Consider the following 14,389-nt stretch of genomic DNA (forward strand, 5'->3'; position numbering starts at 1 on the left):
CTCACGCGTCCGGCAAAGCACCGAAGCGGATACGAAAACGGCGGTTTTCCTTGCCCTTTTTCTCGATCTTGCCGATATGGATTTCGCCCACTTCCTGCGTTTCGGACACATGGGTGCCGCCGCATGGCTGGGAATCCACCGCGCCATTTTCACCAATGGCGACAAGCCGGATGCGTCCGAGCCCGACAGGCGGGCGGACATTCTTCGATTTCACAATATCAGGATTGGCGAGAAATTCTTCATCGCTGATCCAGTTGATCGAAACCGGATCGTTGGCCTTGACCAGTTCCATGATCTTTTCGGTCACGAATTCCTTCGTGTAGGTCGGATCGGGCAGATCGAAATCGACACGGCTTTCATCCTCGCCCACCGCAGCACCGGTGATCGGAAACGGACAGGCGACTGACAACAGATGGCAGGCAGTGTGCATGCGCATCAGCTTATAGCGGCGCGGCCAGTCGATATGCAGGACGAGTGTTTCACCGACTGTCGGCACGGCCTGACCTTCGCCGGGCACGTGGACGATTTCATTCTTGTTTTCGCCGGTAACGGTCGCGGTAATCTCGATCCGCGATCCATCGGCGCGCTCGAAAAAGCCGATATCCCCCGGCTGTCCGCCGGAGGTCGCATAGAAATTCGTCTGGTCGAGAATAATGCCGCCGGTGTCGGTAATGGCGAGAACCTTGCCCTCCGCCGTTGAAAGATAGGAATCTTCACGGAAAAGCGCATCGGTCTCATAGGCCATTGTTTTATTCCTCGAACGGTATGTCTATCTCGGTTTTCGTTTCCAGCCAGCCCGGCACCGGCAGGTTCTTGCCGCGCAGGAAGGATGGATTGAACATTTTCGACTGGTAACGATTACCATAGTCGCAAAGCACCGTCACAATTGTGTGGCCCGGACCGAGATCTTTTGCAAGCCGGATCGCACCGGCGATGTTGATGCCAGAAGAACCGCCAAGGCAAAGCCCCTCATTCTCCACGAGATCGAACACAACGTCGAGCGCGTCGGCATCCGCAACGCGATAGGAGAAATCAGGTGTGAACCCTTCCAGATTGGCCGTGATACGCCCCTGCCCGATGCCTTCGGTGATCGAATCGCCCTCGGCTTTCAATTCGCCGGTCGTGTAATAGGAGTAAAGTGCCGCGCCATAAGGATCGGCGAGCGCGATCTTGATGTCGCGATTGTGTTCCTTCAAACCAAAGGCCGTCCCGACAAGCGTACCGCCCGATCCGACCGCCGCCACGAAACCGTCGACCTTGCCATTGGTATCGCGCCAGATCTCCGGCGCAGTGGTCTCGATATGCGCCTGACGATTGATTGGATTATCGAACTGGTTGGCCCAGATCGCGCCATTCGGTTCGGTTTTGGCGAGCTGTTCGGCCAGCCGCCCCGACAGTCGTACATAATTGTTGGGATTGCGATAAGGCGCTGCCGGAACTTCGATGAGTTCCGCTCCGAGCAGACGCAGCGCATCCTTCTTTTCCTGGCTCTGCGTTTCCGGAATGACGATGACCGTGCGATAGCCGAGCGCCTTGGCAACGAGCGTCAGGCCAATGCCGGTATTGCCTGCCGTGCCCTCAACAATGACACCGCCGGGGCGAAGCAGGCCGCGCTTTTCGGCGTCACGGATAATGTAAAGCGCCGCGCGGTCCTTGACCGACTGTCCCGGATTGAGGAATTCAGCCTTGCCGTAAATCTCGCAACCGGTGATTTCGGAAGCCTTCTTGAGACGAATCAATGGCGTGTTACCGATTGCGTCTAGAACCGATTGGAGCATAGCTTCCATCCTTCATCTTGGGCCGAATTGTTTGCCCGGAAAGTATGAGGAACTGCCCTGCCCTTCAAGGAAGGATGGAATAATTTTCCACACCAACTGGCAAACTCAATCCACAAAAGGCCATCCCAAAAGAAAAAGCCGCCCGAAATGGGCGGCTTTTGTAAAAGATGTTCCGAAAGACGGTTACGCAGCGCGCTGACCACCGCCGCCATTGCCTGTGCGGCGCTTGCGGCGGAATGGGCGCTTTGCCTTCGGTGCAGCTTCGCCAGTCGCATTGGCATGACCACCTGCGGAAGCGTGGTTGCCCCCACGATGTTCGCCCGGCTTCTGCGCTGGGCGACGATGCTGCTGCGGCGACGGGCCCTTGCGGTGCTGCGTCTTCTGCGGTTTGTCTTCGCCCACAATCGAAATGCGCGGCGCTGCCGTTGGCGCCGGAGCAAGCTTGACCGGAGCCTCCTTGATCGGAAGCTTGGTGCGGGTCACACGTTCTACTGCACGCAGCTTCGAATCCTCGGTCGCCTGATCGTACAGGGTGATCGAAGCGCCGCTTGCGCCATTGCGCCCGGTGCGACCGATACGATGCACGTAAGTTTCCGGCTCGTCAGGAAGGTCGTAGTTGACGACATGGCTGATGCCGGGAACATCAATACCGCGCGCGGCGATGTCGGTCGCAACCAGAATGCGTAATGTGCCATCGCGGAAACCGTTCAGCGCGCGCTGGCGGGCATTCTGCGACTTGTTGCCGTGAATGGCCGCAACGTCGAACTTGTCGCGCTCAAGGTGGCGCACAACCGCATCCGCACCATGCTTGGTGCGGGTGAAGACGATGACCGAGCGCATGTTCTTGTCGGCCAGCAGAGCCGACAGAAGACGGCGCTTTTCCTTGGTCGGCACAGGATGCACAACCTGGGTGATTTCGGCAGCCGTCGTGCCCTGCGGCGCAACTTCCACACGAACCGGATCACGAAGCAGGCTACCCGCAAGCGCCGCGATTTCCTTCGGCATGGTTGCCGAAAAAAGCGCGGTCTGGCGGTCGGCATGAGTTGCCTTGGCAATACGCTTCACATCGTTGATGAAGCCCATATCGAGCATGCGATCGGCTTCATCGAGCACCAGCCAGCGGGTCTGCGAAAGGTCAACCAGACCTTCGCGCATCAGATCCGTCAGACGGCCCGGCGTTGCGATCAGCACGTCAATGCCGGGCGCGATACGCTTGATCTGCGTCAGCTTCGATACGCCACCGAGCACGAGCGCAGTCGAGATATGCGCACTCTTGGAAACATTGCGGATCGTCTGTTCAATCTGGACGGCCAGCTCGCGGGTCGGTGCGAGGACAAGCGCACGCGCCGTCTTCGGGCGGCGCTTATCGCCCAGACCGATGATCTTTTGCAGGATCGGCAGGCTGAAAGCCGCGGTCTTGCCCGAGCCGGTCTGCGCAATGCCGAGAATGTCCTTGCCTTCCAGCTGCGGCGGGATGGCCTGCGTCTGGATCGGCTTCGGTTCGGTCATGCCAGCAGCTTCGACACCTTTAAGCAAAACGCCGGTGACGCCAAGAGCGGCAAAGCCGCTCGTATTTTCATTTGTCAATTCAATCTCTTTCGGCGGCACCGCACATCTGCGATCCGCTTTCAATGCCGGGAAAGCGCAACTTGCCCGAGCCAAATCTGTTTTTATGATAACGACGGGACGCCGGGAAAACCCCTGGCGACTTGCGCAGCCGTGCCCGAGCAAATCTCAGGTCCCCTCCGTTTCCAGACCATTCCGGAAGACAAAGGTGTGACGCAACAAGTCCAATGCCGGGAAAGCCGACAACTAACGTCGGCCCATGCGCCTGCCGCCCATATGGGGTGGTTTGAGCAAAAAAGCAAATGATTTCGTTTTCGCGTCTGATCCAAAAGCCATCATGCCGGTCTGCAAATGGCAATTTCTGCGCTTCCGGTGCTCACGTACGTTCAAGTACGCTGCGCTCCGGTTCTCGAAATCACCATTTTCGCCATGGCCTGTCGCCTTTTTGATTCAGACGCTTAGCTCCGGTTCAAATGATGAAATCAGCTAGAACCTGATTATCCGTAATGTCCTGATAAGCCCAACCGGCTTCACCGAATTTCTTTTCCAGGAGCTTGAAATTCGCGGCATCCTTCGTTTCGATGCCGATCAGCACCGAGCCGAAATTGCGCGCCGATTTCTTCAGATATTCGAAGCGGGCAATATCATCTTCCGGCCCCAGCAGATCGAGGAACGAGCGCAATGCGCCCGGACGCTGCGGGAAGCGGAAAATGAAGTATTTCTTCAAACCTTCAAAGCGAAGCGCCCTTTCGCGCACATCCGGCAGGCGTTCGAAATCAAAATTCCCGCCCGAAACGACAATCACGATGCGCTTGCCCTTGATTTCGCTTTTCTTGAAATCCTTCAGCGCGTCTATGCCCAAAGCGCCCGCTGGCTCCAGCACCACGCCCTCAATATTGAGCATTTCAATGATGGTCGCGCAGAGACGGTTTTCCGGAACCGTTATGACAGACTTTGCGTCGAAGCCTTTGAGAAGCTTGAAGTTTTCTTTGCCGATCTCGGCAACCGCCGCCCCGTCAACAAAATTATCGACATGGGCAAGCTTGATGCGCTTGCCGGCCTCAAGGCTGCCTTTCAGGCTTGCGGCGCCCTTCGGTTCGACAAAGCGAAACGCGGTTTTCCAGCCGAGATCGGAAATATACTGCGTCACGCCACCGGAAAGCCCGCCGCCGCCCACCGGCAGCAGAACCAGATCGGGCTTTTTGCCCTCCGGTAGCTGCCTTTCGATTTCCAAAGCGACGGTTGCCTGTCCTTCCACGATACCCGGATGGTCGAATGGCGGCACCATGACACCGTTGTTGCTGGCCGCAAATTCCTGCGAAGCGGCATAACAAACGTCGAAAATATCGCCGACCAGCTTGATTTCAATGAATTCAGCACCGAAAGCGCGGGTCTTGTCGATTTTCTGCTGCGGCGTGGTCACCGGCATGAAAACAACACCCTTGCGACCGAAATGGCGGCAAACGAAAGCGAAACCCTGCGCGTGATTGCCTGCCGAAGCGCAGACGAACACCGCGTTCTCATCAGTCGTTTTCACTGCCTTGGAAATGAAATTGAAAGCGCCACGAATCTTGTAGGAGCGCACCGGCGTCAGATCTTCGCGCTTCAACCAAATCTCCGCACCATATTTGCGGGAGAGATAATCGTTGAGCTGCAATTGTGTCTCGGGGAAAAGCGCACGCATTGCCTTTTCGGCCTGAGCCACGGATTTGACGAAGGCGGTCATACTTAAACTTTCTTCATTCCTACTCGATAGGGCTTATCGCTATACGGGTTTGCCCATGCAAACAAGGATGAAGCTATAAGCTTGGATGCAACTGCAATAATTAAAGCGATGGCGTCTCTTTTCTATTTTAGAACATGCAGATATTCGGAAATTCGCTGTTATTGCTGACAAGCTTTCTGTCTTGAAATCATCGCGCAAATCATGACATAGAAATCCAGTCGCTGCGGTCGTGGCGAAATTGGTATACGCAACGGACTTAAAATCCGTCGCCTTTTAGGCTTGCGGGTTCAAGTCCCGCCGACCGCACCACAATTTTTCATACGCAAAAGCCGCCGTGTTTTCTCGGCGGCTTTTGTTTTAATCAGATATCTCAGCCGTGCAGCTTGGCGGTGATTTCTGCAACACGCTTGCCCTGAAAACGCGCGCCTTCCAGTTCCTGTTCGGATGGTTGGCGCGAGCCGTCGCCATCTGCCGTCGTCGTCATGCCATAGGGCGCCCCGCCGCGCACGACATCATTGCCCATCTGCCCCTGATAGGCATAGGAAAGCGGCACGATGATCATGCCATGATGCTGCAACTGCCACTGCGCCGAAATCAGCGCGAGTTCCGCGCCGCCATGTTGCGTCGCCGTTGAAACCATCACCGAGCCAACCTTGTTGAGCAGCGCGCCCTTTGCCCACAGACCACCGGTCTGATCGAGAAAATTCTTCATCTGCGAGGCCATCATGCCATAGCGGGTCGCCGTGCCCAATATAATGGCGTCATATTCGACCAGATCGTTCGGCGATGCGATGGGTGCGTCCTGATCGACCTTGTAATGCGAGGCCTTGGCGACTTCGAGCGGCACCAGTTCGGGCACCCGCTTGATCGTGACCTCTGCGCCGCCTTCGCGCGCACCTTCTGCCGCAGCCTTGGCCATCTGCTCCATATGTCCATAGGACGAATAGTACAGCACCAGAACCTTTACCATCTGACGTCTCCGTTTTCGATTTTACGGAACCCCTTTTCCGCATTCACTCAACTAGAGAGCATTTTCATTTTGGAAAGGTGGACCAAGGGAGGAACATTTTGCCTTTTGCGAAAACCGGTTGCGGCTGGGTGCGGCTGAGGCTTAACTGTCGCCAGATTGAAATGGAGTCTGGGTATGACCGACACTTCGCAGCAGGCCGTCAGGGCTGCAATGCTCGCCATTGGCGACGAACTTCTTTCCGGGCGCACCAAGGATAAGAATATCGGGCATCTCGCCGATCTGCTGACGGCTGCGGGCATTGACCTCAAGGAAGTGCGGATCGTGCCGGACGAGGAAGACGCCATCGTTGCCGCCCTCAATGCCCTGCGTTCGAACTATGATTATGTCTTTACGTCTGGCGGCATCGGCCCCACCCATGACGACATCACCGCCGACGCTGTATCGAAAGCCTTTGGCGTGCCCTGCATCTATGATGAAAAAGCCATGAAGCTTCTCGGCGACAATTATGCGCGGCGGGGTCTGGAATTCACCGATTCCCGCAAGCGCATGGCCCGCATGCCAGAGGGTTCGGAACATATCGACAATCCGGTTTCTGCTGCACCGGGCTTTCATATCGGCAATGTTTATGTGATGGCGGGCGTGCCGTCCGTGTTTCAGGCCATGCTCGACAATGTTCTCCCTACGCTGCGGACCGGGCGCAAGCTGTTGTCGCGCGCGGTGCATTGCCCGTTCGGCGAAGGCGTCATCGGCGCGCCACTGGCCGAAATCCAGAAGCAGAACCCTGATACGATCATCGGTTCCTATCCGAAATTCGAAGGCGGGCGCTTCAGCACCGAACTCGTGGTGCGCGGCAGCGATCCGCAAAAGATTGATGCGGCAGTTGTCGAAATTGAAGCCATGATTGCCGGGCTGGTGGCTTCTGGCGCAAGCTGACAACTCTTTATGCCTTGCAACCTTTTGCCTACGCAACGCGTTGCTTTCTATGCTAAAATGGAAACACAGCTGGAAGGAGATCGGTCATGACCTACAAAACGGTGGTTGCCTATTCCCGGAGCGAGGCTGAACTGAAGCGGGTTCTGTCCGCCGTCGCGCTTTTGATGCGAAAAGTGCCCGACCTTCATGTCATCGGCCTCTATTCCATCCCCTCTCCCATCGTCTATGCCGATCCCAACGGCTTTATCGATCCAGGCATGTTCGAGCTGCACGACAAGCAGCACAAGGAACTCTCCGAGCGGCTGAAACACGTCTTTGAAGAAGAAATGCGCCGTCAGGATGCGCATTTCGAATTTCGTATCACCCGCTCGGAAACCGGCACCGCCGCTGATGGCGTGTTGACCTCCTGTCTCGGCGCGGAATTGCTGGTCGCGGGCCAGCCGGACCCCGATGATCCGGCTACCAATGACGAAACCGCCGACACGATTGTCTTCAATGCGAGCTGCCCTGTGCTGCTCGTGCCCTACGCACCCGTCTTGCCGCAATTGTCCCTTGACCGGATCGTCGTTGCCTTCAACGGCAAAAGAGAGGCCGCGCGCGCCGCTTTCGATGCGCTGCCCTTGATGAAACAGGCTGGACGGACGGAAATCGTCTGGGTCGATCCGCCGGAAGCCGAGGGCGAGGACGAAGCGCTCGCCGGAACCGAATTGGCCGAATCCATCGCCCGCCATGGCATTGAGGTCAACGTGACGCCGCTCGCCTCGCATGGGCGCTATGCGCAGGATGCGCTGCGGGAGCACATCGTTGCGGAACGTGCCGATCTGCTCGTCATGGGCGCCTATAGCCATTCGCGCCTGCGCGAGCTTGTTTTCGGTGGAGTGACGCGATCCATGCTGAATGACCTCCCCGTCCTGACACTGTTTTCTCGGTGACATGTCCGCTCATTCAGAGCGGGCAATTATCCCCAATTGGTGGCAATGAACGCCTTCAAGCCATAACAGACTTGCAAGATCGGTGTTTTTGCGGTTATCAGCACTACCCGGCGCTGACTGTGCCGGGTTGAAGAAACCTTTTCATAGTATTGCAGCCCCTATTATGGTGGGCGCAGATGGCGAAAGCGAAGGTCTACACAGTTCAGCGCGCTTGACGGTGGTCATCGCGCATTTTTGGTTTAGCCAGTCTGTGGCCACAGCCCACGGACTGTTCGATGGAGCGTTTCGATGTCCTTGCCCGATAAAGCCTTTCCCGTATCCTGGGATCAGTTCCACCGCGATGCCCGCGCGCTTGCCTGGCGCATTTCCGGCATGGGGCACGATTGGCGTGCGATCGTCGCCATTACGCGCGGCGGTCTGGTGCCTGCGGCCATTATCTGCCGTGAACTCGGCATCCGCCTGATTGAAACCGTCTGCATTGCCTCCTATCACGACTACACGTCGCAGGGCGAAATGCAAATTCTGAAGGGTATCGGCGACCAGCTTCTGGAAAATGGCGGTGAAGGCGTGATCGTCGTCGACGACCTCACCGATACCGGCAAGACGGCCGCAATCGTGCGCGAGATGATGCCGAAGGCGCATTTTGCAACGGTTTATGCCAAGCCGAAAGGCCGTCCGCTGGTCGATACATTCGTGACCGAGGTATCGCAGGACACTTGGATCTATTTCCCGTGGGATATGGGCTACACCTATCTGGAACCGATTGCAGGCGACAAGCGCGGATAGTTTTCGCTTAGCGCGCGTCCCGAAAAGTGTGAAACGGATTTCGGACATAAGGCGCGTTATGACAAACTGTTAGAGTGCCGATCTGATCCAATCAGATTGAAACGCGCTCTAACGCCCGATAGTAAATTCTAAATGCCAGCCTTACCGGCTGGCATTTTTTATTGTCCGTCACTGTTATCGCCCCAAGACCATTCAGAATGGAGGGATTTCTCAAAAAACCACGAAAGTTTTCAAGGATGTGCGAAAACGAAAAAAAGCGAAAACAAAAAAATGATATTTTTGCCGTATTCACGTGCTATAGAAAGCACATGAAATGACGCTGATCGCGCTCAGGTTCGGCGTTCGAAAACGATACGCCTCTCCTGTATTTTAATAGTAGCTTTAAAATAAAGGGCTTTTTTCCCCTTTGTAAGAACTGTTGCGTATTTGATCAGTTGTTATTTTGGCGAATCGTTCCATTTTAAGGAAAAGAGGGAAACCAGCAGTGAAGACGGCAGCCAAACAACTTATCGCAACGGAAAAGCGTATTCTTACGCCTTCTGGCCGTTTGCAGCAGGTTGCAGCCCTTGTCTACCGCCGCGAAATGGATGCCCTTCAGGTTCTCGTTATCACAAGCCGTGGCACGGGCCGCTGGATCATCCCCAAAGGTTGGCCGCAAGTCGGTCGCACGCTTGCGGAAACAGCCTTGCGCGAAGCCTTCGAAGAAGCAGGCATACGCGGCGATGTCTCCCCGGAACCCATTGGCAGCTATAATTACTGCAAGATGGATATGCCGCCCGAGCGGATCAACCAGTTTTCGGTGGCCGTTTACGCCGTCCGTTTCACCGGCCAGGAAAAAAGCTGGCCGGAACGGGATCAGCGCATCTGCGAATGGGTTTGCCCGCACGAAGCCGCCCGGCGCGTCGAAGAGACAGAGTTGAAGCAGATTCTTCTCCGTTTCGGTGATTCGGGTATGGTCGTCGCCGCCGAATAGCAGCGTCGTTTCCCCCTCAACGCTTTTTATCCATCGTCATTCGGCTTTGATGCGGCGTTTCCTGCGGCTATTCCAGCCATAGGGCCGTATGATCCCCGTGGGCATCACGCTGACGGTGAAAATCGCGAGCGTCCAACGGCGGCATTTTTCGGCAATTGCAGCGTGAATGGCGGGGCCGGAAGAGGCATTTTGCTCAAAGCTTGCATTAGCAAGCGGCTTGATCCTGCTGTTTTTGCAAAATAATTGCCCTCCATATTTGGTTAAAAAGAGGTAAAAGCGTTTTAGCCGGCTTCGTTCACAAAAGCTTCTCTTCTCCCCGTTATCCACATTCGCCCCCAGCGACTGACGCACAATATCTAGCGTTAGACGCCTTACAACAAACCAATGCTTGACGCTCGCAGCCGAGTCGTTTTTTATGAACTTATCGTTGCGTAAGTGGCGTGGCCGGGCGTCTGAATAGCCGGTCTTTCTTTCAGGTTAGTCAAGTTCTGGAACGGGCGTTGCGCTTATTCAGCGTAGTTGTCGCTCCGGACTTCGTCGTGCCCGAATTCCGGGTCGGACCGCCTTTGGAGAAGCAGATGCAGCCACATGACGAAAGAGCGTTAACACTAGATTTAGTATTTGCGCTCATGCTTCTTACAAGATAGAGTATTTTTCGATCTGCTGATTTGTTGGTTTGCAATGCCCTGACGAGGATGGTTTCGACTGCCTTGGGGTGTTTTGTTGCGCGCCGGATACGGCAGAAGCAGGATTTTGGGGCCCCGGATATCTGCCGGTGTCCTCACCAAGAAGCCCTTCCCCGCAGTTGGGCTTTCGAAACAGAGACGCGGTACAGACAGCACGTGGCAGGCCATGGTGGAAACTCACCCTTGGGGCTACTATATATAGAACGTTTGGATGGAAAAGATGAAGATCGAACGCCGTTTCACGAAAGAGAATCAGTCGGCCTATGCGGACATCGCGTTTCGGACTGCGACCAGCGAGATCAAGAATCCCGATGGATCCATCGTATTCCGCCTGGAAAACATAAATGTACCGGCTCAGTTCAGTCAGGTTGCGGCCGATATCCTTGCGCAGAAATATTTCCGCAAGGCTGGCGTGCCTGCCCAATTGAAGAAAGTCGAAGAAAACGACGTTCCGTCGTGGCTGTGGCGCTCGGTCGCCGATGAGGATGCGCTGGCGTCGCTGCCGCAGAACGAGCGTTATGGCTCCGAAATGGATGCCTGTCAGGTTTTCGACCGTCTCGCTGGCACCTGGACCTATTGGGGCTGGAAGGGCGGCTATTTCGGTTCGGAAGAAGACGCTCTCGCCTTCCGCGATGAGCTTGCCTATATGCTCGCCACACAACGCGTCGCGCCGAACAGCCCGCAATGGTTCAACACCGGCCTGCATTGGGCTTATGGCATTGACGGCCCCGGCCAGGGCCATTTCTATGTCGACTGGCAGACCGGCAAGCTGACCAAATCCAAGTCATCCTATGAACACCCGCAGCCGCATGCCTGCTTCATCCAGTCCGTCGCTGACGATCTGGTCAATGAAGGCGGCATCATGGATCTGTGGGTGCGTGAAGCGCGCCTGTTCAAATATGGCTCCGGCACAGGCTCCAACTTCAGCCATCTGCGTGGCGAAGGCGAAAAGCTTTCCGGCGGCGGCAAGTCGTCGGGCCTGATGAGCTTCCTCAAGATCGGTGACCGCGCTGCGGGCGCCATCAAGTCGGGCGGCACCACGCGCCGCGCTGCAAAGATGGTCGTTGTCGACATCGACCATCCGGATATCGAGGAATATATCGACTGGAAGGTGAAGGAAGAGCAGAAGGTTGCTTCGCTCGTCACCGGTTCCAAGATCGTCAAGCAGCATCTGGCTGCAATCATGAAAGCCTGCGTCAACTGCGAAGCAGATAATGACGATTGCTTCGATCCGTCGAAGAACCCTGCCCTGAAGCGCGAAATCAAGGCCGCGAAGAAGAACCAGGTGCCGGAAAACTACGTCAAGCGCGTGATCCAGTTCGCGCGTCAGGGCTATACGGACATTCAGTTCAAGACCTACGACACGGACTGGGACTCGGAAGCCTATCTCACCGTTTCAGGCCAGAACTCGAACAACTCCGTCTCGCTGAAGGATGAATTCCTGCGCGCCGTCGAAAACGACAGCGACTGGAACCTGACCGCACGCAAGGACGGCAAGGTCATGAAGACGCTCAAGGCGCGCGATCTTTGGGAAAAGATCGGTTATGCCGCATGGGCGTCCGCTGATCCGGGTCTGCACTACAACACCACCATGAACGACTGGCACACCTGCCCGGTCGCAGGTCCGATCCGCGCCTCCAATCCGTGCTCGGAATATATGTTCCTTGACGATACGGCCTGTAATCTGGCGTCGATCAACCTGCTCACCTATCGCAACAAGGACGGTTCGTTCGACATTGCAGCTTACGAGCACACGGCCCGCCTGTGGACCATCGTTCTCGAAATCTCGGTGATGATGGCGCAGTTCCCGTCCAAGGAAATTGCCCGCCTCTCCTACGAATACCGCACGCTCGGCCTCGGCTATGCCAATATTGGCGGCCTGCTGATGACCTCCGGTATTCCTTATGACTCCGATGAAGGCCGCGCCATCTGCGGTGCGCTGACCGCGATCATGACCGGTATTGCCTATGCAACCTCCGCTGAAATGGCGAAGGAACTGGGCACCTTCCCAAGCTACGAACCAAACGCCGAACATATGCTGCGTGTCATGCGCAACCATCGTCTGGCCGCTCATGGCAAGACGGAAGGTTATGAAGGCCTCGCCGTCAACCCGGTGGCGCTAATTGCCGAAGACTGCCCGGATCAGGATCTGATCACCCATGCCCGCGCGGCCTGGGACAAGGCGCTGGAACTTGGCGAAAAGCATGGCTACCGCAACGCCCAGTCCACCGTTATCGCGCCAACAGGCACGATCGGCCTCGTCATGGACTGCGACACGACCGGCATCGAGCCTGACTTTGCACTGGTGAAGTTCAAGAAGCTGGCCGGTGGCGGCTACTTCAAGATCATCAACCGCGCCGTGCCGGAAGCACTCCGCACGCTCGGTTATTCGGAAAGCCAGATCGCCGAAATCGAAGCCTATGCTGTCGGTCACGGCAACATCAATCAGGCACCGGGCGTCAATCCTTCGTCGCTGCGCGGCAAAGGCTTCACCGATGAGAAGATCGAAGCCCTGAATGCAGCGCTCAAGAGCGCCTTCGACATCAAGTTCGCTTTCAACAAGTGGACGCTTGGCGAAGACTTCTGCAAGGACGTGCTGAAACTCACCGACGAACAGCTGAACGACTTCTCGTTCGAAATGCTGCCAGCGCTCGGTTTCTCCAAGAAGGACATCGAAGCCGCCAACATTCACGTTTGCGGCGCGATGACCCTCGAAGGCGCACCGTTCCTCAAGGAAGAGCATTACGCGGTTTTCGATTGCGCCAATCCATGCGGCAAGATCGGCAAGCGCTATCTGTCGGTCGATAGCCACATCCGCATGATGGCTGCCGCGCAGCCGTTCATTTCGGGCGCGATCTCCAAAACGATCAACATGCCGAATGACGCGACCGTCGAGGACTGCAAGAACGCTTACATGCTGTCCTGGAAGCTGGCTCTGAAGGCCAATGCGCTTTATCGCGACGGTTCCAAGCTCTCGCAGCCGCTCAACGCAGCGCTGATCTCGGATGATGAAGACGAAGATGATGCAGTCGAAGCGCTGATCGAAGCACCGGCAGCCGCTCGTGCCGTTCAGGTGACGGAGCGCATCGTCGAGAAGGTGATCGAGAAGATCGTGCATGAGCGCGAAAAGCTTCCGAACCGTCGTCAGGGCTATACCCAGAAGGCCGTCGTCGGCGGACACAAGGTCTATCTGCGCACCGGCGAGTTCGGTGACGGGCGCCTCGGCGAAATCTTCATCGATATGCACAAGGAAGGCGCTGCTTTCCGTGCGATGATGAACAACTTCGCCATCGCCGTGTCGCTCGGCCTGCAATATGGCGTGCCGCTGGAAGAATATGTGGAGGCATTCACCTTCACCAAGTTCGAACCGGCTGGCATCGTCATCGGCAATGACGCGATCAAGACCGCAACGTCGATCATCGACTATGTGTTCCGCGAACTGGCCGTGTCCTATCTGGGCCGCAACGATCTCGCCCATGTTGACACGAGCGATTTCTCGAACACAGCGCTTGGCAAGGGCATCAAGGAAGGCAAGACCAATCTGGTCTCGACCGGCTGGACGCGCGGCTACAAGCCGACACTGGTGACCAATACGGCACCGGGCGGCAGCGAAGCCAAGGGTTCGACTGCATCGGCGCCGCAGGCTTCGAATGTCACGACTTTGAAGTCGAGTGCTACCCCGGCTGGTCGCCCGGCGACCATCGGTCTGGTGACGGAAGGTGCAACGGCTTTCAAGCGTGAGTTTGAAGAGCAGACCGCTCCGGTACAGCAGCAGGAAACCTCAGCTGCAACGGAACTGTTCTCAGACAAGGCTGCTGCCGACGCTGCTTCGGCCCGTGCTGAAAGCGCCAACTCGGCAAAGAAGCTCGAAGCGGACCGCCGCATCAAGTCGATGATGCAGGGTTACACCGGCGACAGCTGCACGGAGTGCCAGAACTTCACCATGGTGCGTAACGGCACCTGCCTGAAGTGCGACACCTGCGGCGCGACGAGCGGCTGCAGCTGATCGAGCGACGGGGGAAACCGCGAGCATTTTTAT

The 14,389-nt window shown here is 56.5% G+C and carries 11 protein-coding genes and 1 tRNA gene; 6 read left to right on the plus strand and 6 right to left on the minus strand.

The features are described 5' to 3' along the window. Position 1 precedes the first annotated feature (1 nt). The 4 genes from D8666_RS02485 to ilvA form a co-directional block, all read right to left on the minus strand. Positions 2-745 carry an alanyl-tRNA editing protein gene (locus D8666_RS02485; protein ID WP_109369094.1) on the minus strand — a complete coding sequence of 248 codons (744 nt, stop codon included), beginning with the start codon at positions 743-745 and terminating at the stop codon, positions 2-4. Positions 746-749: 4 nt separating this feature from the next. Beyond that, positions 750-1,778 carry a cysteine synthase A gene (locus D8666_RS02490; RefSeq protein ID WP_109370236.1) on the minus strand — a complete coding sequence of 343 codons (1,029 nt, stop codon included), beginning with the start codon at positions 1,776-1,778 and terminating at the stop codon, positions 750-752. Positions 1,779-1,961: 183 nt separating this feature from the next. Next, positions 1,962-3,365, minus strand: coding sequence for a DEAD/DEAH box helicase (locus D8666_RS02495; RefSeq protein WP_371830783.1), 1,404 nt, complete (start codon positions 3,363-3,365; stop codon positions 1,962-1,964). Positions 3,366-3,813: 448 nt separating this feature from the next. After that, a complete protein-coding gene (ilvA, locus tag D8666_RS02500; protein ID WP_109369096.1) occupies positions 3,814-5,070 on the minus strand; it encodes a threonine ammonia-lyase IlvA in 1,257 nt (418 codons plus the stop codon). 223 nt (positions 5,071-5,293) lie between these two features. Here ilvA and D8666_RS02505 point away from each other — a divergent pair. Next, positions 5,294-5,379 (plus strand) — tRNA-Leu (locus D8666_RS02505). A gap of 61 nt (positions 5,380-5,440) precedes the next feature. On the opposite strand, the gene wrbA is transcribed toward D8666_RS02505, so the two are convergent. Continuing rightward, complete coding sequence (gene wrbA / locus D8666_RS02510) at positions 5,441-6,040, minus strand: NAD(P)H:quinone oxidoreductase type IV (RefSeq protein ID WP_109369097.1); 600 nt, start codon at positions 6,038-6,040, stop codon at positions 5,441-5,443. Positions 6,041-6,214: 174 nt separating this feature from the next. Between wrbA and D8666_RS02515 the strand changes: the two genes are divergently transcribed. The 4 genes from D8666_RS02515 to D8666_RS02530 all read left to right on the plus strand — a co-directional run bounded on the left by D8666_RS02515 (position 6,215) and on the right by D8666_RS02530 (position 9,664). Further along, entirely contained in the window at positions 6,215-6,973 is a 759-nt protein-coding gene (locus D8666_RS02515) for a competence/damage-inducible protein A (RefSeq protein WP_109369098.1), read from the plus strand. A gap of 86 nt (positions 6,974-7,059) precedes the next feature. After that, the gene (locus D8666_RS02520; RefSeq protein ID WP_109369099.1) at positions 7,060-7,905 is read left to right on the plus strand and encodes a universal stress protein; all 846 of its coding nucleotides are present in this window, start codon (positions 7,060-7,062) and stop codon (positions 7,903-7,905) included. A gap of 288 nt (positions 7,906-8,193) precedes the next feature. Continuing rightward, complete coding sequence (gene gpt / locus D8666_RS02525; RefSeq protein WP_109369100.1) at positions 8,194-8,691, plus strand: xanthine phosphoribosyltransferase; 498 nt, start codon at positions 8,194-8,196, stop codon at positions 8,689-8,691. A gap of 484 nt (positions 8,692-9,175) precedes the next feature. Beyond that, entirely contained in the window at positions 9,176-9,664 is a 489-nt protein-coding gene (locus D8666_RS02530; protein WP_109369101.1) for an NUDIX hydrolase, read from the plus strand. 36 nt (positions 9,665-9,700) lie between these two features. On the opposite strand, the gene D8666_RS23935 is transcribed toward D8666_RS02530, so the two are convergent. Then, complete coding sequence (locus tag D8666_RS23935) at positions 9,701-9,991, minus strand: hypothetical protein (protein WP_147437984.1); 291 nt, start codon at positions 9,989-9,991, stop codon at positions 9,701-9,703. Positions 9,992-10,570: 579 nt separating this feature from the next. On the opposite strand from D8666_RS23935, the gene D8666_RS02535 reads away from it, so the two are divergent. Further along, complete coding sequence (locus D8666_RS02535) at positions 10,571-14,356, plus strand: vitamin B12-dependent ribonucleotide reductase (RefSeq protein WP_121536316.1); 3,786 nt, start codon at positions 10,571-10,573, stop codon at positions 14,354-14,356. Positions 14,357-14,389: the final 33 nt, after the last annotated feature.

The organism is Ochrobactrum soli, from assembly GCF_003664555.1.
In the GTDB taxonomy this organism is placed as follows: domain Bacteria; phylum Pseudomonadota; class Alphaproteobacteria; order Rhizobiales; family Rhizobiaceae; genus Brucella; species Brucella teleogrylli.

What these genes read in the sequence shown, in the direction of transcription:
- D8666_RS02490 (WP_109370236.1), bottom strand. Translation starts at nt 1,778, where the DNA reads ATGCTCCAATCGGTTCTAGACGCAATCGGTAACACGCCATTGATTCGT.
- gpt (WP_109369100.1), top strand. Translation starts at nt 8,194, where the DNA reads ATGTCCTTGCCCGATAAAGCCTTTCCCGTATCCTGGGATCAGTTCCAC.
- wrbA (WP_109369097.1), bottom strand. Translation starts at nt 6,040, where the DNA reads ATGGTAAAGGTTCTGGTGCTGTACTATTCGTCCTATGGACATATGGAG.
- ilvA (WP_109369096.1), bottom strand. Translation starts at nt 5,070, where the DNA reads ATGACCGCCTTCGTCAAATCCGTGGCTCAGGCCGAAAAGGCAATGCGT.
- D8666_RS02485 (WP_109369094.1), bottom strand. Translation starts at nt 745, where the DNA reads ATGGCCTATGAGACCGATGCGCTTTTCCGTGAAGATTCCTATCTTTCA.
- D8666_RS02535 (WP_121536316.1), top strand. Translation starts at nt 10,571, where the DNA reads ATGAAGATCGAACGCCGTTTCACGAAAGAGAATCAGTCGGCCTATGCG.
- D8666_RS02520 (WP_109369099.1), top strand. Translation starts at nt 7,060, where the DNA reads ATGACCTACAAAACGGTGGTTGCCTATTCCCGGAGCGAGGCTGAACTG.
- D8666_RS02515 (WP_109369098.1), top strand. Translation starts at nt 6,215, where the DNA reads ATGACCGACACTTCGCAGCAGGCCGTCAGGGCTGCAATGCTCGCCATT.